Genomic DNA, 24,419 nt, shown 5'->3' on the forward strand with positions numbered 1-24,419 from the left:
CGCACTACCGAGGTCAGCCCCACTTCTGCGTCCGCGTCGCCCTACGGCGTGCACCTACGGCGTGCACCTACGGCGTGCACCTACGGCGTGCCGCTCGGACGCCGATCTTCTGGGGGATCAGCGCCCGAGCCCATCAGTCCAGCAGCGCGACAGTGAACGTCTGGCGGTGGTCGGCCAGCCAGGTCTGCATGCGGTCCCAGCGTTCCCATCCGCCATGGTCGGCCAGCGCTTGGAGGTAGACAGGATCACCGTCAGCCACGCGGCGGGTGACGAAGGCCCGGCAGATCTCCGTGGCCTGTTCGATCACGCCGGGCAATTCGGCGCGCTCTCCCGCGGAGAGGCCGTAGCCGTCGGCGAGGATCCGCAGCCGCGCAGGCGCATCCGACCCGGCGGGATACAGCACAGCCGCGGACACCGGATCAAGCATGGGAACCCAGTAGCGGGCGGCCATGGCGACGTCCCAGAGAGGACGGCCCGGAGCCGCCAGGTCGAAATCAATCAAGGCGGCGGCGCGACCGTCGCGGAAGACGACGTTGTCCGGGCACACGTCGTTGTGGCACAACACCGTTCCTCCCTCCGGGTCGGCGAGGTCCTGGGGCCACTCGACGTCCGTGTCGACCGCGATGGCCGCGCCGGCCGCATGCAGGCGGCGCAGCAGGATCCCCACCGATTCGAGAGCGGTTGTCGTCAGCACCCAGGGCGGGAAGGGTGGCAGAGCCACGTCGCCAGGAATGAAGGTCAGCTGCTCACGACCCTCAGCAGTCAGACCCACGGGAGTCGGAGCCGCGTCGAAGCCGTGCTCTTTCAGCGCGAGGAGGTGGGCGTGGAGGGCGTGTGCGTTGTGCGGTGCCGGGCGTTCCACCAGCGCACCCCGGCGGAAGACCGCGCCCGCGTTCATCATGCCTCCGACCAGCGCCTCACAGTCGGCCTCGTCCTCGGTCGTCATGTGGATCACGCTACCGCCAGGCCGTCTCGTGCAGCCTGGGCATACAAAACCCCCGATCCGGCGCCGGGCCGGTCGGGGGTCGTGTGCGTCAGCTGAGTCAGACGCCGAGCGCCTGCTTCACCTGGGCAAGGCTCGGGTTCGTCATCACGACTTCAGCGCCACCACTGGAGGGAATCACCTGAACCGTGGGAACCGTCTGGTTTCCGCCGTTCGCCTTCTCCACGAACGCCGCGGACTCCGGGTCCTGCTCGATGTTGATCTCGTTGTACGTGATGCCCTCCCGGTCCATCTGGCCCTTCAGCCGACGGCAGTAGCCACACCACGTGGTGCTGTACATCGTCACAGTGCCCGGCATGTCTTTTGTGCTCCTTCGCCGCAGGGATGCGTGCTCGCTGTGGGAGGAACGTACGCGAGCGGGCGGCCATTCCCGTACGCGGCCGCCCTGGGGCTCGGCGCGAGGGCCCGGCGCCCGCTCTGTTCCCCAATGGGCCCCGACGGCGCGCCTGCCGCATTAGTACGACTGCAGGGGCCTCCCTGTGGACAACCGGCTCACCCGTCTCCGCCGACCTGGCAGCATGGCGGTGTGACAGCAGCAACGCACTCCACCCTCTTCCCGCAGGTACCGGACTCGGCCGACGCGGTGCTCGAAGGGCTCGACCCCGAGCAGCGCGAGGTGGCGACCGCCCTGCACGGTCCGGTGTGCGTGCTGGCCGGGGCCGGCACGGGCAAGACGCGAGCGATCACCCACCGCATCGCCTACGGGGTGCGTTCCGGGATCCTCCAGCCCTCCAGCGTGCTGGCCGTCACCTTCACCAACCGTGCCGCGGGGGAGATGCGCGGCCGCCTCCGTCAGCTCGGTGCCGGCGGAGTCCAGGCCCGCACCTTCCACTCGGCCGCGCTGCGCCAGCTCCAGTACTTCTGGCCGAAAGCGGTCGGCGGGAGCCTGCCCCGGCTCATCGACCGCAAGATCCAGCTCGTCGCGGACGCGGCGGCCGCCTGCCGCATCCGCCTCGACCGGGGCGAGCTGCGGGACGTGACCGCCGAGATCGAGTGGTCCAAGGTCACCCAGACCGTCCCCGGTGACTACGCGGCCGCTGCCGCCAAGTCCGGCCGCGAGGTTCCCCGCGACCCGGCCGAGATCGCCCAGCTCTACTCGACGTACGAGGACCTCAAGCGCGACCGCGCGGTCATTGACTTCGAGGACGTCCTGCTGCTGACCGTCGCCATCCTCCAGGACCGGCACGACATCGCCGAGCAGGTCCGCTCGCAGTACCAGCACTTCGTGGTCGACGAGTACCAGGACGTCAGCCCCCTCCAGCAGCGTCTTCTGGAGCTGTGGCTCGGTGAGCGCGACAGCCTCTGCGTCGTCGGCGACGCCAGCCAGACGATCTACTCGTTCACCGGTGCAACCCCCGACCACCTGCTCGACTTCCGCACCCGCCACCCCGGGGCCACGGTCGTCAAGCTCGTCCGCGACTACCGCTCCTCGCCCCAGGTGGTCCATCTCGCCAACGGACTGCTCGCCCAGGCCCGGGGCCGCGCCGCCGACCACCGCCTGGAGCTGATCTCCCAGCGCGCCCCCGGCCCTGAGCCCGTCTACACCGAATACACGGACGAGCCCGTCGAGGCCGAGGGCGCGGCCCGCCGCATCCGTGACCTCATCGCCTCAGGAGTCCCGGCGGCCGAGATCGCCGTCCTCTTTCGGACGAATTCCCAGTCCGAGATCTACGAACAGGCCCTGGCCGACGCCGGAGTGCCCTACCAGCTGCGCGGCGCCGAGCGGTTCTTCGACCGCCCGGAGGTGCGCAAGGCCGGGGTCGCCCTGCGCGGCGCGGCCCGCTTCGGAGGCAATGACTCCCTGCTGGACGACGTCATCGACCTGCCTTCCCAGGTCCGCGCGGTGCTGTCGGGGGAGGGCTGGACGAACCAGCCTCCCGCCGGTTCCGGTGCCGTCAGAGAGCGCTGGGAGTCGCTGGCCGCCCTGGTCAACCTCGCGCAGGACTTCGCCGCGGCCAAGCCGGGTGCCACCCTGAGCGATCTGGTGGCGGAGCTCGACGAGCGCGCCGGCTCGCAGCACGCCCCGACCGTCCAGGGCGTCACCCTCGCGTCCCTGCACTCGGCCAAGGGGCTCGAGTGGGACGTCGTCTTCCTGGTGGGTGTCGCCGAGGGCATGATGCCGATCACCTATGCAAAGACCGACGAGCAGATCGAGGAGGAGCGCCGTCTGCTCTACGTCGGAGTCACCCGGGCCAGAGAACACCTCTTCGTCTCCTGGGCGCTCTCCCGTTCGCCCGGTGGCCGTGCCAACCGCCGTCCCAGCCGCTTCCTCGACGGCCTGCGCCCCGGCTCGGTCGCCACCGCGGGCCGCGCCGCCTCAGGAGGGGCCGGAGGCGCCGGAGGGATCGAGCGTGGTGTCGGCAGCCGTGGTGGCAGTGCCGTGCGGCGCGTCAGCCGGACGCCGGCCCGTTGCCGGGTCTGCGGCCGCTCGCTCACCGAGGCCGGTGAGATGAAGCTGATGCGCTGTGAGGACTGCCCCTCCGACATGGACGAGGGTCTCTATGAGCGGCTGCGGGAGTGGCGAGCGGTCCAGGCGGAGCGCAGCGGGCAGCCGGCCTTCTGCGTCTTCACCGACAAGACACTGATGGCGATCGCGGAGACCGTGCCGGACGACGAGCGTGAGCTGGCGCGCATCCCGGGCGTCGGAGTACGCAAACTCAACCGCTTCGGGGCCGATGTTCTGGCCATCTGCGCAGGCCGGGAGCTTGGAGGAGACGACGAAAGTGACTGATTCAAACTCGTCGAAAAAATAGTTTGCGCATGCCCCAGCAATCCCCATAGGTTCTTAACACGGAAGCAGCGGCCTTCTCCGAGGCCCTGGTTCCGTGCTGTACTTAACAACCGTCGGACCGGTTCATCCCGGTCCCCATAGACGCCGAGAGGAGGCGATTCCAGTGATCAGCATCACCACCAGCTTCAACAGCATCGTGAAAATGACCGATCGCTCGGTCGTCTCCACGTGCGCGCTCGGCGTCTCGAACCTGGGCACCGGTCTGTCCGGCATCTCCGCCGTCCGTCCGGCCTCCCCCGTGTCTCTCGCGGGTCTTCCCATCCGTGAGCGCAATGAGCGACCGATCCAGGCACTGGAAGCAGTAGCGGCACAGGCACGGACCTATGCCTTTGCGGCAGCCAGTGCCGGAGCCCTGAAGCACTCGACGCAGCACCACACGATGTGGGCCTTCCGTGGGCCTGAACCCTGGAGTGATCCAGCCTGATTTTCGATCAGGCCGGCGCCTTCAGGGCCGCGGAACCCCACCCGGGATCCGCGGCCCTTCTGTTTGTCCCCGACCGGGGACAGCAGAGCGAAGGGGCCTCGGGACAAGAAAAGAACCCGGTACCAGCCGCCAACCGGCCAACCGGCCGGCACGACCAGACGAGGAAAACACCCCGTGCAACTCGAAGCGCACGCCCCGTCCGTACCGCCTTCCGAGACGATCCCCCCGCCCAGCCCCACGAAGGACTCCACCTTGATCCCGCTCACTGCGCTCACCGCGCTCGACGACGCCATCGAGAGCCTCGGCGTACCCGTCCCCTGCCGCTCCTACGACCCGGAGGTCTTCTTCGCCGAGTCGCCGGCCGATGTCGAGTACGCCAAGTCGCTCTGCCGCACCTGCCCGCTGATGGAGGCCTGCCTCGCCGGCGCCAAGGAGCGGCGTGAGCCCTGGGGCGTCTGGGGTGGCGAGCTCTTCGTCCAGGGTGTCGTCGTGGCTCGCAAGCGGCCGCGTGGCCGCCCGCGCAAGAACCCGGTCACAGCATGAACATCGCAGGAACGATCGACCGCCCCCTGACGAACGACCCCAAGAAGCAGGCCCCGATGAAGCCGTCCATCAACGAGCCCGCAGGCTCCGCAATCCCAGACTTCACCACCACCGGCGCGATCGACTCGCGTCAGAACAGGACCCGAGAGATGCAACTCATCCCAGAAGCCCTGGCTCGTGCGCATATGCACGACCGGCTGCACGAGGCCGAGCGGGAACGCCGGGCCTTGCGCCTGGCGACCGCCCGGCGGATGCAGCGCCGTGCCGAGCGCGCCTCGATGCGTGCTCGCCGGGCGCTGGCCATGGCTGTCATGCAGTGATCCGAGGCATTCGGAAGCAGTAGGCGACACCTTCAGAGCGGGGGCCGGTCCGAACGGACCGGCCCCCGCGGTGCGTTGTGCCCGCCGAACCGCCCATTTCGGCGATATCGTCGCCGCGTGACGAGTCTTCCCGGGGACAGTGACAGCAGCGGTTCCGCGCAGCGGTCCGACACGGCCGAGGCCCAGATCGTGTGCGCCCGCTGTGGAATCCCGGCCGAAGGCACCCCGGTCACCTGGACCTGTTCCGTGGAGAACGGCACCCGCCACTACTTCTGTGACGGGTGTGCCCGGGCCAACCTCAGAGCGATCGAAGGCCGCCTCGACTCGTCCTGGTGGTAGTTCCGCTCACGCCTCCGCAGCCGACTCCTCTTCCAGCTCCTGCGACTCGTCCTCCTCCGCCAGGAATCCCGGCAGCCACTCCTCCAGTTCGTCCCGCAGCCGCACCGTCGCGCCCAGTTGGCACAGGACGCCGATGGTGCTGAGGGTGACGCGGTGTATCAGGAGGTAGGACGGGGGGAGATTCAGTTGCCTGCCCAGCTGGTGGGCGGGGGACCGGGGATCGGCGATGCGCGTGGCCTGGCTGCGCATCCAGCTACGGGTGAAGGTGAATTCGTCGGCCTGGGCCGGTTCGATGATCGGGAGCAGATAGTCGAGGACGGCGTCAGGGGCGAGCTCTATCGACTCCTTGACGAAGCCCTCCGTACAGAGCAGTTCGTAGACGGCGTCCGCCTCGCCGTCGAGGGTCATGCGCAGCGAGTCCCCGATCGTCGAGGGCAGACCGCCGGGGAGACGGTCGACCGTGCCGAAGTCCAGGACGCCCAGCCGCCAGCCGCTCTTCTCGTCGGGCAGGAGGCGGAAGTTGCCCGGGTGCGGATCCGCGTGCAGCAGGCCCGTGCGGGCAGGGCCCGAGAACAGGAAGCGCGCCAGCAGCTGGCCGGCGCGGTCGCGCTGCTCCTGAGTGCCGTCGGCGATGACCTCGGAGAGCGGGATGCCGTCGATCCACTCCGTCACCAGCACCTGCTCGCACTGGTGGACCACGGCGGGCACCAGCACATCCGGGTCCCCCGCGAACTCGTCCGCGTGCGCTGCCTGAGCCTGTGCCTCCAAGCCGTAGTCGAGCTCCTCGGACACCCGGTCGTGCAGCTCCGTGATCAGCGGCTTGATGTCCATACCGGGGATGAGCGGCCCGAGGAGACGGGCGAAACGGCTCAGCTGAGTCAGGTCCGACAGCAGGGCTTCGCCGGCGCCCGGGTATTGCACCTTGACCGCGACTCCCCGCCCGTCGTGCCACACGGCGCGGTGGACCTGGCCGATCGAGGCGGCCGCCGAGGGCTTGTCGTCGAACTCCAGGAACAGCTCGGACCAGTCGGCGCCGAGCCGCTCCTCCAGCACGGCGTGCACCGTCCGTGTCGGCATCGGCGGGGCGGCTTCCTGGAGCTTGGTCAGCGCCGCGCGGTAGGGCCCGGCGATCTCCTCGGGCAGTGCCGACTCGAAGACGGACAGGGCCTGTCCGAACTTCATCGCACCGCCCTTGAGCTCGCCGAGCACCTTGAACAGCTGCTCCGCCGTGCGTTGTTGCAGCTCGCGGCCGACGATCTCCGCGGACTTGCCGCCGATGCGTTTGCCAAGCCCCCACGTCGCCCGTCCGGCGAAGCCGAGCGGCAGCGCGGCGAGCTTGGCGGTCCGGGTGACCGCCTTCCGGGGAAGATCAGACATGCGCCCTCCAGGTCCCAGACAGCCGCGACGCGTGTGCCTGACGGCCTGACTTCGTCGACGGCTGTTGCTCCGCCATTGTCTCGTGCGGCTCCCCGTTCTCGGAGGGGTGTTCCTCCTTACCTTTCTGCGCCGCGCCGCAAGGGCATGCGGGATGCGCCCAGACCGGGCGTGCGTGCCAGGTCAGAGAGGGTACGGAGGCCTCCCAGCGCGCACCCGTGGCGGAGGGCGACTTTCCGTCCAGAAAGGTGAGTGCGTGCGCGGCGGCCAGAGCGGCTACGGCGGTCGCGAGGGCCAGATCGCAAGCCTGCGGGTGCCGGGCGCCTCCGGACCGCCACTGGGCGATCAGCCGTGGCCAGGTCTCGTCCCGGTCGGCGCGCATCCGGTCCAGACAGCCGGCGCACCCGGTGTCGCCGGGCAGGACCAGAGGGCCGACCATCCCCGTCCCCTCCACGACTCCCGCATAGAGATGGGGGGTGCCGGAGGTGATGAGGGGTTCGGCGGCGACCGGGTCGGGAGCGTGCACCGCGAGGCCGTCGCGCGGGGCCAGGATCACCAGGGACCAGCCGGACTCCTGCTCGGAGGACAGGGGCTGGTCGCTCGACGCGGGTGTCCGCGCGGCGCCCTCCGCGGTCAGCCGCCGCCCCTTACCCGTCTCACCCGTGGCTTTCTGCGCGCGGCGGCGGGGCGGCCGGTCCGGTGCCGCGTCCCGGACGGCCCGCCGGGCGGCGTCCTCCCTGCGGTCGCCGATGGACTCGGCGGGCAGACCGCCCGGGGCGACGTCCCAGGGCTCGACACGGCCGCCGTCGCGCACGTCGACCTCGCCCACCCCGGCACCCGCCAGCTGCGCGGCGATGACCACGCCCACCCGGCCCGCGCCGCGCACCTGGACCCGCAGGGAGCGGCGGGCGGCCAGGCGTCTCATCCCCTCGCCCGGTGCGGGGGCGACCAGGGAGAGCGACGCGAGGTCGGGCCGCAGCCGGTCGAGAACGGCCTTCTTTCCGCGCAGCGTGTCGGCGGCCGGGCCGCCGCCCGTCGCGTCGTCCAGCAGGCCGGCACCCGCCAGCCGCTCGATGAGTCCGTCGACATGACCGTCCGGCAGCCCCATCCGGCGCCCCTCGTCGCGCAGCAGGGGCAGCCCGCGTGTCCCGTCGAGCAGGGTCAGGAAACTGCCCGTGGCCGTGTCCATCGGGCCCAGCACCATCGCGTGCGCCGGTGCCATCCCGAACTGCACCGTGTTGAGATCCCGCCAGCCGCGCCGCAGCGCGGGTTTCACCATGGGATGCATGACCGGCCCCCGTAGCCCTCAGAGTGTCCCCGTACGTCGGTGGGCGGCAGTCCTGCTCCGCCGACGAGTGCCAGCATGCCCGCCCTGCCGGATCGGTGCCGAAAGTTGTCCACAGGCCACGGCGTTCGTCGTACAAATCCAGCGCACGGAGTGCGGATCGCCACCGAACCGTCCCGGAGGCGGGACTTCTCCCCTGTGCAACGGGTAACGTCGGGGCGTGCCCGCCGACCCACTGCACCGCGCCGCCATGCCACAGCGCAGCACGACGAGCCTGCCGCCAAGCGGCTCGGGGGCGAGCGCGATCGAGGTTCGCCGGAGTGCTCGCCGCCGCAGGACGGTCTCCGCGTACCGCGAGGGCGATCGCACCGTCGTGCTCATCCCCGCTCGGATGTCCGAGGCGGAGGAGCAGCGCTGGGTGAGCGTCATGCTCGACAAGCTGGCGGCCCAGGAAAGCAAACGGATGCTTGGCGACCGTGAACTCGCCGAGCGCGCCGCCCGCCTCTCCGACCTGTACTTCGACGGTCGCGCCCGCCCGAAATCGGTCCGCTGGGTGACCAACCAGAACACGCGCTGGGGCTCATGCACCCCGTCGGAGGGCAGCATCCGCCTCTCGCACCGGTTGCAGGGCATGCCCGAGTACGTCGTCGACTACGTCCTCGTCCACGAACTCGCGCACCTTCTCGTACCGGGCCATGGCCCCCGCTTCTGGCGGCTCCTGGAGGCCTACCCGCGCACGGAGCGTGCCCGTGGCTACCTCGAAGGGGTGGTCGCCGCCGACCGGCTGCCCCATCAGCCCCCCATGCGTGAGGAGTAGGGCAGCCGCACACCGCCCTCAGCTGCCGGAGACAGGTCTCTGCTTCCGCAGGCCCTCGAAGCGCGGTTTGTGTACCGGGTCTGTACCGGCTTCGTTCGCTCCCGGAGTTTGCCGTTAGCCTGACGCGACGCAGTCACATTCGGGATGGGGGACGGTCGTTACGCATGGCCAGGGAATTCCAACGCGGCCACAAGGCCAAGATCAGTGACCTCACCGCGGGCACCGATCTGTACGTAGGTGTGCAGATCACCGGCCCGGGGCTGAGCTTCGACATCAGCTGCTTCGGTCTGGACGCCGACGAACGGCTTTCGGACGACCGTTACTTCGTCTTCTTCAACCAGCCGAAGACACCCGAGGAGTCCATTCAGCTGCTGGGCGCCCAGGCCGGCGACGCGGAGTCCTTCCGCGTCACGCTCGACCGCATCCCGCCGCAGATCCAGCGGCTGTCGTTCACGGCGACGATCGACGGCGCAGGGCAGATGTCGCAGGTCGCCCCCGGATATCTCCGTATCGTCGCGGGTGGCGAGGAGGTGGCCCGGTACTCGTTCAGCGGCTCGGAGTTCACCACGGAGCGCGCCGTGATGCTGGGCGACTTCTACCTCAAGGACGTCTGGCGGTTCGCCGCCGTGGGACAGGGCTTCGACGGCGGGCTGGACGCGCTGCTGAAGAACTTCGGCGGCGAGGTCGCCGAGGAGGAGGCCGCCACGCCGGTGCCGCAGCAGTCGGGGGCCGGCGCGTCGCCGTCCTTCGCGCCGCCCGCGTTCGGCGCCCCGGCGCCCGCTCCGCAGCCCGCGGCACAGGGCTTCGCGCCACCGCCGGGAGCCACTCCGCCCCCCGCGCCCGCGCCCTCGGTGCACGCCGCGCCGACGATCATCGCGCCCCTCACCCCGCCCGGCGGCGGCACCGTACCGCCGCCCGGTCCCGCGCCGTACGCCCAGCCGCCGGGGCAGTCCGGCCCGCCTCCCGGCTACGGACAGCAGCCGCCCGGCCAGACCGCGCCGATGCCGCCCGGTTACGGCCAGCCGGCGCCGCCCGCACCTCCCGGCTACGGGCAGACTCCGAGCGCGCCGCCCGGTTACGGCCAGTCCGCCCCGCCTCCGGGCTACGGGCAGCAGCCTCAGTACGGGCAGGTCCCCGGCCAGGCCGGAGCGCCCTCGCCATACGGTGCGCCGCAAGGCGTGCCGCAGGGCGGTGCCGGCGTGTCCGCCGCGCTGCAGGCTTTCAAGGAGACGCCCACCGGGCAGCGCTGGACCCAGCAGAACAAGAAGCTCGTCCGGGTCGACCTGGGCATCGGTGGTGACCAGGCGGTGCTCGCCCGGCAGGGCAGCATGGTGCTCTACCAGGGCAAGGTCGACTTCAGCTACAAGGGCGCGGGCTTCGCCGGCCGGATCGTGGGCAACGCGACCGGTCAGGAGATGCAGCTGATGCGCTGTTCCGGCCGGGGACAGGTGTTCCTCGCCGAGGATTCCACGATGCTGCACCCCATCGAGCTCCAGGGGGACGCGATCTGCGTGTCCGCGGAGAACGTGCTGGCGTTCGACGAGACGCTCCAGTACGAGGTGCGCAGGATCGAGGGACACGGCATCCCCGGGGGCGCGTTGTTCACGATGCAGTTCCAGGGGACCGGCACCATCGTCGTCAAGACGCACGGCGCACCCGTCGTGCTGCCGGTGACGCCCACGACGTTCGCCGACTGCAACGCGGTCGTCGCGTGGTCGGCCGCCGCCCAGGTGATCGTCTCCAGCCAGGTGCGGATGCGCCGCAATGCCTACCCGGGCGACACCGGCGAGAGCGTGAACCTCCAGTTCCGCGCCGCGCCGGGCAATTTCGTCGTCGTCCAGCCGTACGAGGTCTGAGGGAGCCCGTCATGAACCAGCCATTCGCGGGCTTTGCCCCGGCAGCCGTCACCGCGCGCATGGAGAACCACGGCAACCACATGCTGAAGGTCGCCATGCAGACCGGAAACGACCTCCTCGCGCGCGTGGGCTCGATGGTCGCCTACGAAGGGTTCGTCCAGTACGAGCCCAACCCGCCGGCCGTGCGCCAGATCGCGCGGGACTGGATCACCGGTGAGGGCGCGCCCCTGATGAAGTGCTCCGGGGACGGACTGCTCTATCTCGCCGACTACGGCGCCAACGTCGTCGTGATCAACCTCAACGGGGACGCGATCTCGGTCAACGCCACCAACCTGCTCGCCTTCGACGCCCACCTCACGTGGGGCGTCGAGCGGGTGAAGGGGCTCGCCAAGTTCGCCGGCCAGGGGCTGTGGAACACCAAGATCTCCGGCCAGGGCTGGGTCGCGCTGACCTCCCGCGGCAAGCCGATCGTGGTCGACTGCGGCGGCGGCGAGGACGAGACGTACGTCGACCCGGACGCGCTCGTCGCCTGGTCACCGAACCTCAAGGTCAAGGGCAAGCGCAGCTTCAAGGCGCAGTCACTGATCGGGCGGGGCAGCGGCGAGGCCTACCAGATGGCGTTCTCCGGGCAGGGCATCGTCGTCGTCCAGCCCAGCGAGGACAGCACCGACCGCCTCCGGATCCGGGGCTGAGGGGGAGCAGGACAGCATGCAGAGCTCGCTTTTCGGCTACAACGAGCAGCAGACACAGGAGCGCTACAGCCTGCAGAACTCGCAGATGCTGCGCGTCGTCCTGGAGGGACACGACGACATCCTCGCCCGCAAGGGCACGATGGTCGCGTACCAAGGGCTGGTCGAGTTCGACGCCGAGTACCAGAACAACAGCCAGCACCGCGCGCGTGCCTACACCGGTGAGGGCCTCGAGCTGATGCGCTGCCACGGGCAGGGCTCGGTCTACCTCGCCAACCTCGCCCAGCACGTGCACGTCGTCGAGGTGGACCAGGACGGTCTCACCGTCGACAGCAGCTACGTCCTGGCGATGGACTCCTCGCTGCACCACGACGTCATCGCCGTGGACAGCCAGTACGGCATCTCCGGGTCCGGCAAGTACCAGCTCAACATCACGGGCCGCGGCAAGGTGGCCCTGATGACCTCGGGAATGCCCCTGATGATGCAGGTCACCCCGGACAAGTACGTCAACTGCGACGCCGACGCGATCGTGGCCTGGTCCACCGGTCTGCGCGTGCAGATGCAGGCCCAGACCCACTCCTCCGGGGTGTGGCGCCGTCGCGGCAACACCGGTGAGGGCTGGGAGCTCAGCTTCATGGGACAGGGCTTCATCCTGGTCCAGCCCAGTGAGCTGCTGCCGCCGCAGAACGCGGCGATCGGCCAGGGACTGCGCGCCCAGTACGGCATGGGCCAGCACGGCGCGCACGCACAGAACCAGGGCAACGCCTGGAGCTAGGCCCGCAGCAAGGGGCGCTCCAGCGGAGCGTGTGTAAGGGGCGGTCGCCCGGGCGACCGCCCCTTACACGTCTTCACGCCGCCCCTCAGCGGTCGGCGCACCCGTCCGGCTCGGCGAACCCCGTCGCGCCCTTCCGGTGGAGCGCCGTTCAGAGCCGCGCGCGGGTCGCCTCCAGCAGTCGTACGACCGACGCGTCGGCCACGCCCGCGACCTCGTCGTACGCGAACCAGCGCAGGTCCAGCGACTCGTCGCTGATCTCCTGTACGGCCCCCGGGGCGGCCACGGCGGCGTACTGGACGTCGAAATGGCAGTGGCACGGGGGCGGGATGGGATGCCGGTCCAGGCGCACGGGCCCGCCCGGCAGCAGGGTCAGGCCGGCGATGCCCGACTCCTCCGCGGCCTCGCGCAGGGCCGCCTCCCGGAGGGTCGCGTCACCCGGCTCGCAGTGGCCGCCCATCTGCAGCCACATGCGCAGCTTCTTGTGGAGGGTCAGCAGCACCCGGCCGTGCTCGGGGTCGACCACCAGGGCGCTCGCCGTCACATGCCCGGCCGTGCAGGCCTTCCACATGCCGTCCGGGTGGGCCTGCAGATGGTCGAGGTAGGCCTGGCGCAGCTCTTCCTGGTCCTCGTACTCCTTCAGTACGAGGACGGCGTCGTCGTGGAGGGTCACTCGGCGTCGTCGCCCTTGCCCTCGTCGTCCTTGGCCTCGTCCTTCTTCAGGTTCGGCTGGTCCGCGGGACCGGTGCCGGTGTCCGTGCCGCCCGCCGCCTCGCCGAGCATCTTGTCGAGCTCGGAGAAGTCGATCTGCTCGCGGTGCACGAAGCCGTCCGGGTCGTCCAGGTCGGTGGAGGTCGGGAGCATGTCCGGGTGGGCCCACAGGCCGTCACGGCCGTCGACACCGCGCGCGTCCGTGAGGGAGGCCCACAGGCGCGAGGCATCCCGCAGCCGGCGCGGACGCAGCTCCAGGCCGATCAGGGTGGCGAACGTCTGCTCCGCGGGGCCGCCGGTGGCCCGGCGACGGCGCAGCGTCTCGCGCAGCGCGTCGGCGGACGACAGACGCGGCTTGGCGGCCGCGTGGACCACCGCGTCGACCCAGCCCTCGACGAGCGCGAGCGCCGTCTCCAGGCGGGCGAGAGCGGCCTTCTGCTCCGGCGTGTCCTCCGGCTGGAACATGCCCTGCTGGAGGGCGTCCTGCAGCTGCTCCGGGTTCTGCGGGTCGAACTGGCCGACCACGTCCTCCAGCTTGGCGGTGTCGACCTTGATCCCGCGCGCGTACCCCTCGACCGCGCCGAACAGGTGCGAGCGCAGCCACGGCACATGGGCGAAGAGACGCTGGTGGGCGGCCTCGCGCAGGGCGAGGTAGAGCCGCACCTCCTCCTGGGGGATGCCCAGGTCCTTGCCGAAGGACTCGATGTTCAGCGGCAGCAGCGCGGCCTTGCCGACCGGGCCGAGCGGCAGACCGATGTCCGTCGAGCCCACGACCTCGCCCGCGAGCACGCCCACGGCCTGCCCGATCTGCGTACCGAACATGGCGCCGCCCATGGAGCGCATCATGCCGATCAGCGGGCCCGCCATGGCCTGCATCTCCTCGGGCAGGACATCGCCCATGGCCGCGCCGACCCGCTCGGCGACCGGGTCGACGAGCTCCTTCCACACCGGCAGGGTCGCCTCGACCCACTCCGCGCGGCTCCAGGCCACGGCGGAGCCGGCGCCGGACGGCAGCGACGTCGCGTCGTCCAGCCACAGGTCGGCCAGGCGCACGGCCTCCTGGACCGCGGTGCGCTCGGCGGGACCGACGCTCGCGTCCTTGCTGCCGTCAGGAGCGCCCTGGGAGACCGTCTGGCGGGCGATCTGCTTGGCCATGTCCCAGTTCACCGGGCCGCCCTCGTACGAGAGCATCTGGCCCAGCTGCTGGAACGCGGCGCCCAGGTCGTTGGGGTTCATGGAACCGAACATCGCGGCGAGCGGATTGTCGGCGCCGGGACCGCCGGCTCCGGGGAATCCCCCGAAGCCGAACGGGTTGGCCGGTCCCTGACCACCGCCGCTCTCCTGGTCCTTCTTCTTGCCCTCGTCGCCGTTCTCCGGCTCCTCCGGCGGAAGGCCGAATCCGAATGGGGTGTCACTCACGGGATTCCTCGGCTGGTAAGGCCGCCGGTTCTCTCCGACGGCGGCTGCCCGACAACACCACCCAGCGTAGACACCGCGAGCCGATCGGGCCTCGGTGCTTCGCCGACTCTTGGCCTGCGGCAGGATGGATGCCACCTGGTACGTACGCGTCACGCGCGTCCGTTACTGAAGACAACCGCTGGAGACGCCCGGTGAGTTCCCCAGATCCGCAGGTTCGCGCAGCGCGAAACCCTTCTACCAGCCCGGCCCCGCGCGGGCCCGTCGTCGCGGTGACCGGCGCCGCGTCCGGGATGGGCGCGCTGCTCACCGAGCGGCTGGCCGCCAGCGAGGAGATCAAGCAGGTCATCGCCATCGACGAGCGGCGTGGCGAGTGCGACGGCGCGCAGTGGCACATCCTGGACGTGCGGGATCCGGTGATCGCCGAGAAGCTGCGCGGCGCGGACGTCGTGGTCCATCTGGCGCTCGACCTGGACCTGGAGACGGACCCGGCGGCGCGGTCCGCGTACAACGTACGGGGCACGCAGACGGTGCTGACGGCGGCCGCGGCGGCCGGCGTGCACCGGGTCGTGCTGTGCACGTCCTCGATGGTCTACGGGGCACTGCCCGACAACGAACTGCCGCTCTCCGAGGACGCGGAACTGCGGGCGACCGCCGAGGCCACCGGGGTCGGCGACCTCCTGGAGGTGGAGCGGCTCGCCCGGCGGGCGCCGCGTGCGCATCCCGGCCTCAATGTCACCGTCGTACGGCCCGCCGTCCTGGTCGGGGGCACCGACACGGCTCTGACGAGGTATTTCGAGTCGCCGCGACTGCTGGTGGTGGCCGGCTCACGGCCCGCCTGGCAGTTCTGCCACGTCGAGGACCTGTGCAGCGCCCTGGAGTACGCCGTTCTGGAGAAGGTCGATGGCGAGCTGGCCGTCGGGTGTGACGGCTGGCTGGAGCAGGAGGAGGTCGAGGAGCTCAGCGGGATCCGCCGGATGGAGCTGCCGTCCGCCGTCGCGCTCGGCGCGGCCGCCCGGCTTCACCGGATCGGGCTCACCCCGTCGCCCGCGGGGGACCTGGCGTACACGATGTACCCCTGGGTGGTGAGCGGGAGCCGGCTGCACGAGGCGGGCTGGCGGCCGCAATGGACCAACGAGGAGGTCCTCGCGGAGCTCCTGGAGGAGGTCGCCGGGCGGCACACGGTCGCCGGACGGCGGCTCGGGCGCAAGGACGCGACGGCGGCGGGGGCCGCGGGCGCGACGGTCGCCCTGCTCGGTACGGCGGCCCTGGTGCGCCGGGCCCGGAAGGCCCGACGCAGGATCTGAGCGGCGGCGACCCGGGGCAGTGGCCGGGTTCGGGGCGGGGCGCAGGGTTCGCAGCGCGCCGCGCGCCCCTGCACCCGTACGTGTCGGCTGGGCGCCGCTGGAACCGCCCTCCCTGTAGAAGGCTCCAAAGCCGCACGCGCGTGTGCCGGGTGAAAAGGCTATTTCGTGGGGTCAGCCGGGTGCGGCACGATGGGGGCATGGCACCTACCAATGACCACCCCGGCGAGCAGGGCGCGCAGGACCCCATCCGGCTGCTCGCCGTCCGGGAGACACCCCTGTCCCTGGACGAGGTCTTCCGGGCCGTGGGGGACGACGCCGCCGGCGGGACCGCGCTCTTCGTGGGAACCGTGCGGAACCACGACGGCGGCGCCGATGTCGACGAGCTGGGGTATTCGTGCCATCCCAGTGCCGAGGCGGAGATGCGGCGGATCGCCGAGAAGGTGGTCGCCGACTATCCGGTACGTGCCCTGGCCGCACTCCACCGTGTGGGTGACCTGGCCGTCGGAGACCTCGCGGTCGTCGTCGCCGTGTCGTGCCCGCACCGCGGCGAGGCCTTCGAGGCGTGCCGCAAGCTGATCGACGACCTCAAGCACGAGGTGCCGATCTGGAAGCACCAGAAGTTCTCCGACGGTACGGAGGAGTGGGTCGGCGCCTGCTGAGCCCGCCCCCGGTCCTCCGGTTGCGTAACCGCACCCCTGGCGTGAGCGTTACTTCTGCGGATGGTTAATCTGCTGATCAGTCAGTTGCGGTCGCTCACGGGGTTGGGAGGTCGGCATGGCGGCGCTCGCCTGGTTGCTGATTCCGCTGTTGGCTGCGATCGGCGCCGGACTGTGGGGAAGTTGGGCCAGCCGGAATCGCAAGACAATGGGAGACGGCACCGAGCTCGCGGGATACACGCGGTTCCGCGAAGCCATGGAGAAGCCCGCGGCAGCGGTTGAACCGGAGCCCCACTCGGGCGGCTGAATCCCTTTCCGCTCGGGTGGCGGGCCCCGCGGGTCCGCCTCGTACGGGCGCCCCGGCGGTGCGCTGTCAGGGTGGTCCCGTACTGTCGTGCCATGCCACGCCGCACCGCGACGATGCTCGCCTCCACCCTGATGCTGATCGCGCTCCTGTGCGCGGGTGTGTTCATCAAAGTGCCCTACTCGGAGATGTCACCGGGCCCGACGGTGAACACGCTCGGCGAGCACGGCGGCGAGCCGGTGCTGCAGATCGCCGGCCACAAGACGTATCCCACGACCGGTCACCTCAACATGACGACGGTCAGGGTCACCAGCGCCGACTACAACATGAACCTCGTCGAGGCGGTCTACGGCTGGCTGGCGCACGACAACAAGGTCCTGCCGCACGACACGCTCTACCCCGACGGCAAGACCGAGGAGCAGTCGACCCAGGAGAACGCCGAGGAGTTCAGCCAGTCCCAGGAGAGCGCCAAGGTCGCGGCGCTCAAGGAGCTGGACATCCCGGTGACGTCCTGGGTGATCGTCTCCACGGTCCTCAAGGGCTCCCCGGCCGAGGGCAGGCTGCACGCGGGTGACGTGATCAAGGCCGTCGACGGCACGGCGGTGAAGGCGCCCGACGACGTCGCGAAGCTCGTCACCAAGCACAAGCCGGGCGAGAAGGTCGACTTCACGATCGTGCCCGCCAAGGACCGGGCCGCCGCCGAGAAGGAGAACAAGACGGCGACCAACACCGAGGACGTCACGATCACCACCGAGAAGTCCGACGACACGGGCAAGGCGCGCGCGATCGTCGGCATCTCGGCCGGGACCGATCACACGTTCCCGTTCACGATCGACATCAAGCTCGCCGACGTCGGCGGTCCGAGTGCGGGTCTGATGTTCGCGCTCGGCATCGTGGACAAGCTGACGCCGGGGAGCCTGACCGGCGGCAAGTTCGTCGCGGGCACCGGCACCATCGACGACGACGGTACGGTCGGCCCGATCGGTGGCATCGAGATGAAGACCGTCGGTGCGCGGGACAAGGGCGCCCAGTACTTCCTGACGCCCAAGGACAACTGCGCGGACGCCGCCCAGGACGTCCCCAAGGGGCTCACGCTCGTCAAGGTGAACACCATCGACGACGCGATGAACGCCCTTGAGGACATCCGTACCGGCAAGACCGCCGACCTGCCGAAGTGCACGTCCAAGTAGCCCGACACGCAGTCCGGCGGCACTCCGACGAGCAGTCCGACAGGTCGGCACGGCCGAGTGGCCGAAGCCGTCAGTCCGCGAACGTCGCCGACAGCGCCTCCGCCAGACCCGGCACCAGGTTCGAGCCGGTGAGCACCTCCGTCGGCGCGTCCTTCTCGCGCAGCCGCAGCGCCGAGTCGCGGGTCCCGTCACGCAGGACGCCGACCGTGATCCGGACCTCCTGGCGGTCCGGGTGCTCGGCGACCCACTGGGTGAGCTTCTTCTCGCTGAGGCCCTCCGGGACCGAGGCCTCGGCGGACGGCGGCAGCATCAGCCGCTCCACCGTGAGCGCGCAGCCGACGACCGCGTCCGGCCAGGCGATGGTGCCGAGGAACTCGTCGAGCGGCTTGCCGGCCGGAATCTCGTCCTGCTCGACGGGGGTGAGACCGAGGGTCTTCTGCTCGTCCTCCAGGCCGAGCTGGGCCGCGAGACCGGGTTCCTGGGTCCGCAGTCGCGCGGTGTCTACGAGGGCGAAAAGGCGAGCGGGCTGGTCCCAGCCGAGGCCGGATGCGTACTCGTCGATCTCGAGTACGGCCCGGGTGAGCGGGCTCGCTGCCATGGGAGTGTTGGACATGGTCACAATCCTGCCTCGGAAGTACCCCGAACCGGGAACCGAGTAAAGCGTGAGTAAGTTGCATAGGTGAGGCTCCACGATCACGGAGCCTGGCCAATGGTCCGCGTTCACGGGGGCCTGACGGATCAACAGCGAACTTCGAGGTGCGCACCTTGGCTTTCCAGATGCCGGACCGCGGCGGAGGCCCGACGGGGCCACGGATCAGAGTGGGCCGCCCGTCCCGGCGCGTCCGGACCCTGCTGATGACGCTGGGCGTCCTGGCCGTACTGGCCATGGCGTTCACCATGTTCGCGGGATTCTGGACGGACTGGCTCTGGTACCGGTCGGTCAACTACTCGTCCGTCTTCACGACCACGCTGTGGACCAAGATCGGACTCTTCTTCGTCTTCGGCCTGCTGATGGCGGCCGCCGTCGGGGTGAACGTCTGGCTGGCGCACCGGCTGCGGCCGCCGCTGAGCGCCATGTCGATGGAGCAGCAGAACCTCGACCGGTACCGCATGGGCATCGCGCCGTACAAGAAGTGGCTGCTGCTCGCGGTCACCTCCCTGGTCGGGCTGATCGCCGGCGCGTCCGCCGCGGGCCAGTGGCGCACGTGGCTGATGTGGGTCAATGGGGTGCCCTTCCACCAGAAGGACCCCCAGTTCCACCTCGACGTGTCCTTCTACGCCTTCGACCTGCCCTGGTACCGCTTCCTGCTCGGCTTCGGCTTCGCGGCCGCGGTGCTGTCGCTGATCGCCGCCGCGCTGACGCACTACCTGTACGGCGGGCTGCGGATCACCAGCCCGGGTGCGCGTGCCACGGCCGCGGCCACCGGGCATCTCTCGGTGCTCCTCGGCGTCTTCGTCGCGCTGAAGGCGGTCGCCTACTGGCTCGACCGGTACGGGCTCGCGGTGAAGTCGAGTGACTTCAAGGCGACCAGCAACTGGACGGGCCTCAGATACGTCGACGCCAACGCGTACCTGCCCGCCAAGACGATCCTGTTCTGCATCGCCGTCATCTGTGCCGTGCTCTTCTTCGCCACGCTGTGGCGGCGGACCTGGCAGCTGCCGGTGATCGGCTTCGGCCTGATGGTCCTCTCGGCGATCCTCATCGGCGGGCTGTACCCGGCGATCGTCCAGAAGTTCCAGGTCCAGCCGAACGAGCAGGCCAAGGAAGCCCCGTACATCGAGCGGAACATCGAGGCGACCCGCGAGGCGTACGGCATCGACGGTGTGACGCCCGAGGACTACGAGGGCAAGGGCGCCGTCCAGGACGGCAGCCAGCAGCGCAATGACGCCAACTCGGCGGCCAGCTACCGTCTGAACGACCCGAACGTGGTCTCCCCGACCTTCCAGCAGCTGGAGCAGGAGCGGAAGTACTACCAGTTCCCCACAACACTGGACGTCGACCGCTACAAGGGCCAGGACACCGTCATCGGCCTGCGTGAGCTCAACCTCGGGCGGCTCGACAAGCGCAACTGGATCAACGACCACTTCGTCTACACGCACGGCTTCGGAGCGGTCGCGGCCAACGGCACGACCACGGACCCCGACTCCAAGGGCGCACCCCTGTTCACCGAGTCGGGCCTGCCGACGAGTGGTGCACTCGGGTCGTACCAACAGCGCGTGTACTACGGAGAGAAGACGCACCAGTACTCCATCGTCGGCGGGCCGCAGAAGGAGCTCGACTACGAGCAGGACGACGGTACGCAGAAGACCACCAGCTACCAGGGCAACAGCGGGGTCAACCTCGCCAACCCGATCAACCGGGCCGCGTACGCGGTGGCGTTCAGTGAGCCGCAGATCCTGTACTCGGGTGCCATCGGCAAGGGCTCGCGGATCCTCTACAACCGCACGCCGAAGGAGCGCGTCGAAGCGGTCGCCCCGTGGCTGACCATCGACGGTGACGCCTACCCCGCCGTCGTGGGCGGCAAGATCAAGTGGATCGTCGACGCGTACACCACGTCGAACGGCTATCCCTACGCTTCCCGTACGACGCTCGGGGACACGACGGCCGACTCCCTCAATGAGGGCGACAACCAGCGCGCCGTGGTGGCCCAGCAGAACCAGGTCAACTACATCCGCAACTCGGTGAAGGCGACGGTCGACGCCTACGACGGCACGGTCAAGCTGTACACATGGGACGAGAAGGATCCGGTCCTCAAGACCTGGAAGAAGGCCTTCCCGAACACGGTGCAGCCCAAGAGCGCCATTCCCGCGGACCTGAAGGAGCATCTGCGCTACCCCCAGGACATGTTCAAGGTCCAGCGGGAGCTGCTCGCTCTGTACCACGTCACCGACTCCGACCAGTTCTACAACGCGAGTGACGCGTGGCAGGTCCCCAACGACCCGACGAAGAAGGACAACAGCGCCGTCCCGCCGTACTACCTGTCCATGAAGGTGCCGGGGGAGCAGGACAAACAGTTCTCGCTGACGACGACGTTCACCCCGAGCGGGCGGCCCAATCTGCGCGCGTTCATGGCGGTCGACGCTGATGCCACCAGCAAGGACTACGGCGCCATCAGACTCTTGCGGGTCACCGAGGACAAGGTCTACGGGCCTGAACAGGTGCAGAACAAACTGAACTCGCTGTCGGATGTGGCGAACTTCGTACGCGACCTGAAGGGCGCCGACTCGACGGTCCTGTACGGCAATTTGCTGACGGTGCCACTCGACAAGGGCTTCCTCTACGTCGAGCCCATCTACGCCCAGGGGCGCAACGCCGAGTACCCACTGCTGCGAAAGGTGGCCGTCTCGTACGGCGACAACACCGGCTTCGCCAACAGCCTGAGTGAGGCGCTCAACCAGGCGTTCGGGGTGGATGGGGCACAGCCCCCCGAGCCCTCGAAACCCGGCGGGGACACGACGCCGCCACCGGCGGACTCGACGGTCAAGGCAGCCCTCGCGGATGCGGAGAAGGCATTCGAGGACGGTCAGAAGGCGATGAAGGACAACGACTGGAAGGCCTACGGCGAGGCGCAGACCAAGCTGCAGGACGCGCTGAAGCGGGCTGAGGAGGCGCAGACCAAGGCCGACAAGGCCGGTACCGGCAGCGGCAAGAACAGCGACAAGCCGAGCGCCAAGCCCAGCGCCAAACCCAGCGACAAGGCTTCGAGCAGCGGCTGAGTCAGGGGCCACCTCGCGCCGTGGTACGGTTGGGACACAACGGCGCGGGGTGGAGCAGCTCGGTAGCTCGCTGGGCTCATAACCCAGAGGTCGCAGGTTCAAATCCTGTCCCCGCTACTGAAAAGCGAAGGCCCGGATCCTCCAGGATCCGGGCCTTCGTCGTGTGCGCGGACGGGCTCCGGGCAAGACGTTGATCTTGCGCGCGGTACGGACGTCTGTGCGGGGTGTACTGGCGACTCGCCTGAAGGCCGCCTCATGCGGGGAGAGTTGGGAGTTCTGTGTTTGACTTGTCTCTCTGTGGGCATGTCGACAAAACGCTGAAGTGACCTCACTGACTGCGGTATACCAGGTGTACCCGGGTTGCAGGTGGTGCGACGATGGACGTTATGGGGGACAAGGCAACTCTGTTGGAGACAGGGCGTTTTGTGCAGCAATCCGACCGGGACGAAACCGGCGAAGCTGTAGAAGAGGCACGGCAACGGCTCGCCGCGGAAGCCGGCGACGTCGAGGCGATGAGTGTCCTCGGAGCCATGCTCCTGCGCCGTGGTGATCTCGACGGAGCCGAGCCTCAGCTGCGTGCCGCCACCGCTGCCGGTGACCGCGCCGCCGCCAACAACCTGGGTGTCCTCCTGCACCAGCGCGGGTACGCCGACGAGGCCGCCGGCTGGTGGCGGATCGCCGCCGTCGCGGGTTCCGCGGCCGCCGCGCACGCGCTCGGGCGCCATCACCGCGAGCGCGGCGACGAGCCCGCCGCCGAGTACTGGCTGCGTCAGTCCGCGGAGCAGGGGCACGCCCTCGGCGCCTACGCGCTCGCGGATCTGCTGGAGCACCGCAGTGATGTCGGCGCCGAGCAGTGGATGCGGGTGGCCGCCGAGCGCGGACACCGCGAAGCGGCGTACCGGCTGGCGCGCGCGCTCGACCGGAAGGTCGCGGACGCGGGCGAGGCCCGGGCCGAGAACGGCGTCATCGGGGCCGGTGGCGCGGAGGCCGAGCAGTGGTACCGGCAGTCCGCCGCGCGCGGGCACCGCCGGGCCGCGCTCCATCTCGGGGCGATCCTGGAGAAGCGCGGGGACCTCAAGGAGGCCGGGCGCTGGTATCTGACGTCCGCCAAGGACGGGGAGGCGCGCGCCGCCTGCGCGCTCGGGTTCCTGCTGCGGGACGCCGGCGACCCCGAGAGCGCCGCCGTGTGGTGGCTGCGCGCCGCCCAGGACGGAGACGGCAACGCGGCCAACGCGCTCGGCGCACAGCACGCCGAGCGCGGCGAGACCCAGACCGCCGAGCGGTGGTACCGCGCCGCGATGGACGCGGGCGATGTGAACGGCGCGTACAACCTCGGTCTGCTCTGCGCCGAGCAGGGGCGCACCGCCCAGGCCGAGCAGTGGTACCGCCGGGCCGCCTACGCCGGGCACCGCGAGGCCGCGAACGCGCTCGCGATCCTGCTGCTCCAGGTCGGTGACGCGGCCGGGGCCGAGCCGTGGTTCTCCAAGGCCGCGGAGGCGGGCAGCGTGGACGCCGCGTTCAACCTCGGCATCCTGCATGCCGGCCGCGGGACCGAGGAGGACGAGGCCGCCGCGCTGCGGTGGTACGAGCGTGCGGCGGCCGCCGGGCACACCGACGCGGCGCTGCAGGTCGCCATCGCGCGGCTGCGCGACGGGGACGAGGCGGCCGCGGAGCGGCACCTGCGCTGTGCGGCGGGAGGTGGCAGCGCCGAGGCGGCGTACCGGCTCGCCGCCGTGCTCGACGCGCGGCGCCCGCCGACGCCCGCGCACGAACTCGGGGAGCCCGCGCACGAGAAGAGCGAGTGCGAGGAGTGGTACGAGCGGGCGGCGTCCCAGGGGCACCGGCGCGCGCAGGTGCGGGTCGGGATGCTGGCCGCCGCGCGGGGCGATGTCGTGGAGGCGGCCCGGTGGTACCGGGAAGCGGCGGAGGCCGGGTCCCGGAACGGGGCGTTCAACCTCGGGCTGCTGCTCGCCCGGGAGGGCAGCGAGCCGGAGGCCGCCCTGTGGTGGGCCCGGGCCGCGGACGCGGGGCACGGACGTGCGGCCTTGCGCCTCGCCCTCGTCTACGCCCGGTCCGGCGAGCTCGCGGAGGGCCAGCGCTGGGCCGACCGCGCCGTGACACTCGGCCCGGCGGAAGTCTCCGAACGGGCGGCCCGCCTGCGGGATGCCTTGCGGCAGGAACTGTCGGCGTAGGGGGTGGGCGCCGGCTCGGCATCGGTGCGGGTGCTTGCCTGCCGGGCAGACACCCGGTGCCGGCATCGGGCCGGCCTCGCGGTGCGGGCGGGCCTGGCGGCACCTGCGGCCGGGTGCCTGTGCGGGCATCCGGCGGGGGTGTTTGTTCGGGCGCGCGGGCGCGCGGGCGCGCGCGTCGGGCCGGCCTCGCGGTGCGGGCGGGCCTGTTCGGACCAGCGGTGCGCCCACTAGGGCGCCGGCTGGACACTCCGCAGGCACCCAGGCACCCAGGCACCCAGGCACCAGGCACCCAGGCACCAGGCACCCAGGCACCCAGGCGCGCCTGCTCGGGCGCGAGGTGGAGGCGCCTGCCTGGGCGCCGGCTCGGCGTACGGCCGGGCGCGAGGTGAGGGAGCCCGCGCGGGGGAGTCCGTGCGGGTCCGGGCGCCCGCCCGCGGCACCCGGTGAGGTGATCGCGTTCGCCCTCCGCCAACTCCAGGAAAGCGATTTGCGCTGCTCCATGGTGCTGACGTAACGTTCAGTTCATCGCCGCGGGGTGGAGCAGCTCGGTAGCTCGCTGGGCTCATAACCCAGAGGTCGCAGGTTCAAATCCTGTCCCCGCTACTGAAGGCCGAAGGCCCGGAACCAATGGTTCCGGGCCTTCGGTGTATCCGCGTGACACCAGGTCGCCGTAGCGCCGTACAGGCGGCCTTCAGGTGCCGTATCGCCGTATC

The 24,419-nt window shown here is 70.4% G+C and carries 22 protein-coding genes and 2 tRNA genes; 17 read left to right on the forward strand and 7 right to left on the reverse strand.

Translation table 11 applies throughout. From position 1 onward, the window contains the following. Window positions 1-133 precede the first annotated feature (133 nt). Together ACFVYF_RS20670 and ACFVYF_RS20675 are read right to left on the reverse strand one after the other, a co-directional pair. On the reverse strand, window positions 134-946 hold the full coding sequence (locus ACFVYF_RS20670) for a phosphotransferase enzyme family protein (RefSeq protein WP_389457267.1): 813 nt from the start codon (window positions 944-946) through the stop codon (window positions 134-136). 97 nt (window positions 947-1,043) lie between these two features. Next, complete coding sequence (locus ACFVYF_RS20675) at window positions 1,044-1,301, reverse strand: mycoredoxin (protein ID WP_389457269.1); 258 nt, start codon at window positions 1,299-1,301, stop codon at window positions 1,044-1,046. 129 nt (window positions 1,302-1,430) lie between these two features. Here ACFVYF_RS20675 and ACFVYF_RS20680 point away from each other — a divergent pair, with 129 nt between their 5' ends. The 5 genes from ACFVYF_RS20680 (at window position 1,431) to ACFVYF_RS20700 (ending at window position 5,420) form a co-directional block, all read left to right on the forward strand. Then, on the forward strand, window positions 1,431-3,734 hold the full coding sequence (locus ACFVYF_RS20680) for an ATP-dependent DNA helicase UvrD2 (RefSeq protein ID WP_389457271.1): 2,304 nt from the start codon (window positions 1,431-1,433) through the stop codon (window positions 3,732-3,734). 163 nt (window positions 3,735-3,897) lie between these two features. Further along, window positions 3,898-4,218, forward strand: a complete 321-nt coding sequence (locus ACFVYF_RS20685) for a hypothetical protein (protein WP_389457272.1) — start codon at window positions 3,898-3,900, stop codon at window positions 4,216-4,218. A gap of 174 nt (window positions 4,219-4,392) precedes the next feature. Further along, window positions 4,393-4,761 (forward strand): WhiB family transcriptional regulator, encoded by a 369-nt coding sequence (locus ACFVYF_RS20690; RefSeq protein ID WP_383279243.1) that lies wholly within the window; start codon window positions 4,393-4,395, stop codon window positions 4,759-4,761. Continuing rightward, window positions 4,758-5,081 carry a hypothetical protein gene (locus tag ACFVYF_RS20695; protein ID WP_389457274.1) on the forward strand — a complete coding sequence of 108 codons (324 nt, stop codon included), beginning with the start codon at window positions 4,758-4,760 and terminating at the stop codon, window positions 5,079-5,081. Before ACFVYF_RS20690 ends, ACFVYF_RS20695 begins: the two co-directional genes overlap by 4 nt. Before the next feature lie 117 nt (window positions 5,082-5,198). Continuing rightward, window positions 5,199-5,420 carry a hypothetical protein gene (locus ACFVYF_RS20700; protein WP_389457276.1) on the forward strand — a complete coding sequence of 74 codons (222 nt, stop codon included), beginning with the start codon at window positions 5,199-5,201 and terminating at the stop codon, window positions 5,418-5,420. A gap of 6 nt (window positions 5,421-5,426) precedes the next feature. On the opposite strand, the gene ACFVYF_RS20705 is transcribed toward ACFVYF_RS20700, so the two are convergent. Further along, complete coding sequence (locus tag ACFVYF_RS20705; RefSeq protein WP_389457278.1) at window positions 5,427-6,797, reverse strand: ABC1 kinase family protein; 1,371 nt, start codon at window positions 6,795-6,797, stop codon at window positions 5,427-5,429. Further along, window positions 6,790-8,082: a TOMM precursor leader peptide-binding protein gene (locus ACFVYF_RS20710; RefSeq protein ID WP_389457280.1), complete on the reverse strand. Its 1,293-nt coding sequence runs from the start codon at window positions 8,080-8,082 to the stop codon at window positions 6,790-6,792. The genes ACFVYF_RS20705 and ACFVYF_RS20710 overlap by 8 nt, the downstream gene beginning before the upstream one ends. A 217-nt stretch (window positions 8,083-8,299) precedes the next feature. On the opposite strand from ACFVYF_RS20710, the gene ACFVYF_RS20715 reads away from it, so the two are divergent. The 4 genes from ACFVYF_RS20715 (at window position 8,300) to ACFVYF_RS20730 (ending at window position 12,216) form a co-directional block, all read left to right on the forward strand. Continuing rightward, window positions 8,300-8,896, forward strand: a complete 597-nt coding sequence (locus ACFVYF_RS20715) for a M48 family metallopeptidase (RefSeq protein WP_389457282.1) — start codon at window positions 8,300-8,302, stop codon at window positions 8,894-8,896. 164 nt (window positions 8,897-9,060) lie between these two features. After that, window positions 9,061-10,752 (forward strand): TerD family protein, encoded by a 1,692-nt coding sequence (locus tag ACFVYF_RS20720; RefSeq protein WP_389457284.1) that lies wholly within the window; start codon window positions 9,061-9,063, stop codon window positions 10,750-10,752. An 11-nt stretch (window positions 10,753-10,763) separates the two neighbouring features. Continuing rightward, window positions 10,764-11,444: an AIM24 family protein gene (locus ACFVYF_RS20725; RefSeq protein ID WP_383279264.1), complete on the forward strand. Its 681-nt coding sequence runs from the start codon at window positions 10,764-10,766 to the stop codon at window positions 11,442-11,444. A gap of 16 nt (window positions 11,445-11,460) precedes the next feature. Continuing rightward, window positions 11,461-12,216, forward strand: a complete 756-nt coding sequence (locus tag ACFVYF_RS20730) for an AIM24 family protein (RefSeq protein WP_389457286.1) — start codon at window positions 11,461-11,463, stop codon at window positions 12,214-12,216. A 148-nt stretch (window positions 12,217-12,364) separates the two neighbouring features. Here the strand turns inward: ACFVYF_RS20730 and ACFVYF_RS20735 are convergent, their stop codons facing one another. Then, on the reverse strand, window positions 12,365-12,886 hold the full coding sequence (locus tag ACFVYF_RS20735) for an NUDIX hydrolase (RefSeq protein WP_389457288.1): 522 nt from the start codon (window positions 12,884-12,886) through the stop codon (window positions 12,365-12,367). Continuing rightward, window positions 12,883-14,343, reverse strand: coding sequence for a zinc-dependent metalloprotease (locus ACFVYF_RS20740; RefSeq protein WP_389457290.1), 1,461 nt, complete (start codon window positions 14,341-14,343; stop codon window positions 12,883-12,885). The genes ACFVYF_RS20735 and ACFVYF_RS20740 overlap by 4 nt, the downstream gene beginning before the upstream one ends. A gap of 191 nt (window positions 14,344-14,534) precedes the next feature. Between ACFVYF_RS20740 and ACFVYF_RS20745 the strand changes: the two genes are divergently transcribed. From ACFVYF_RS20745 to ACFVYF_RS20760, 4 genes are all read left to right on the forward strand, one after another. Then, on the forward strand, window positions 14,535-15,647 hold the full coding sequence (locus ACFVYF_RS20745) for an SDR family oxidoreductase (RefSeq protein WP_389457292.1): 1,113 nt from the start codon (window positions 14,535-14,537) through the stop codon (window positions 15,645-15,647). A gap of 197 nt (window positions 15,648-15,844) precedes the next feature. Further along, on the forward strand, window positions 15,845-16,306 hold the full coding sequence (locus ACFVYF_RS20750) for a molybdenum cofactor biosynthesis protein MoaE (RefSeq protein WP_389457294.1): 462 nt from the start codon (window positions 15,845-15,847) through the stop codon (window positions 16,304-16,306). Between the two features lie 115 nt (window positions 16,307-16,421). Beyond that, a complete protein-coding gene (locus tag ACFVYF_RS20755) occupies window positions 16,422-16,610 on the forward strand; it encodes a hypothetical protein (protein ID WP_389457295.1) in 189 nt (62 codons plus the stop codon). A gap of 92 nt (window positions 16,611-16,702) precedes the next feature. Next, complete coding sequence (locus ACFVYF_RS20760; protein WP_389457297.1) at window positions 16,703-17,797, forward strand: PDZ domain-containing protein; 1,095 nt, start codon at window positions 16,703-16,705, stop codon at window positions 17,795-17,797. A gap of 70 nt (window positions 17,798-17,867) precedes the next feature. Here the strand turns inward: ACFVYF_RS20760 and ACFVYF_RS20765 are convergent, their stop codons facing one another. Then, window positions 17,868-18,410 (reverse strand): PPA1309 family protein, encoded by a 543-nt coding sequence (locus tag ACFVYF_RS20765; RefSeq protein WP_389457299.1) that lies wholly within the window; start codon window positions 18,408-18,410, stop codon window positions 17,868-17,870. A 164-nt stretch (window positions 18,411-18,574) separates the two neighbouring features. Here ACFVYF_RS20765 and ACFVYF_RS20770 point away from each other — a divergent pair, with 164 nt between their 5' ends. From ACFVYF_RS20770 to ACFVYF_RS20785, 4 genes are all read left to right on the forward strand, one after another. Further along, a complete protein-coding gene (locus ACFVYF_RS20770) occupies window positions 18,575-21,514 on the forward strand; it encodes a UPF0182 family protein (RefSeq protein ID WP_389457687.1) in 2,940 nt (979 codons plus the stop codon). 43 nt (window positions 21,515-21,557) lie between these two features. Continuing rightward, window positions 21,558-21,631 (forward strand) — tRNA-Met (locus tag ACFVYF_RS20775). A gap of 260 nt (window positions 21,632-21,891) precedes the next feature. Next, on the forward strand, window positions 21,892-23,706 hold the full coding sequence (locus ACFVYF_RS20780) for a tetratricopeptide repeat protein (protein WP_389457301.1): 1,815 nt from the start codon (window positions 21,892-21,894) through the stop codon (window positions 23,704-23,706). A gap of 529 nt (window positions 23,707-24,235) precedes the next feature. Then, window positions 24,236-24,309 (forward strand) — tRNA-Met (locus ACFVYF_RS20785). The last annotated feature ends 110 nt before the right edge of the window (window positions 24,310-24,419 follow it).

Source organism: Streptomyces sp. NPDC058274, assembly GCF_042881375.1.
In the GTDB taxonomy this organism is placed as follows: domain Bacteria; phylum Actinomycetota; class Actinomycetes; order Streptomycetales; family Streptomycetaceae; genus Streptomyces.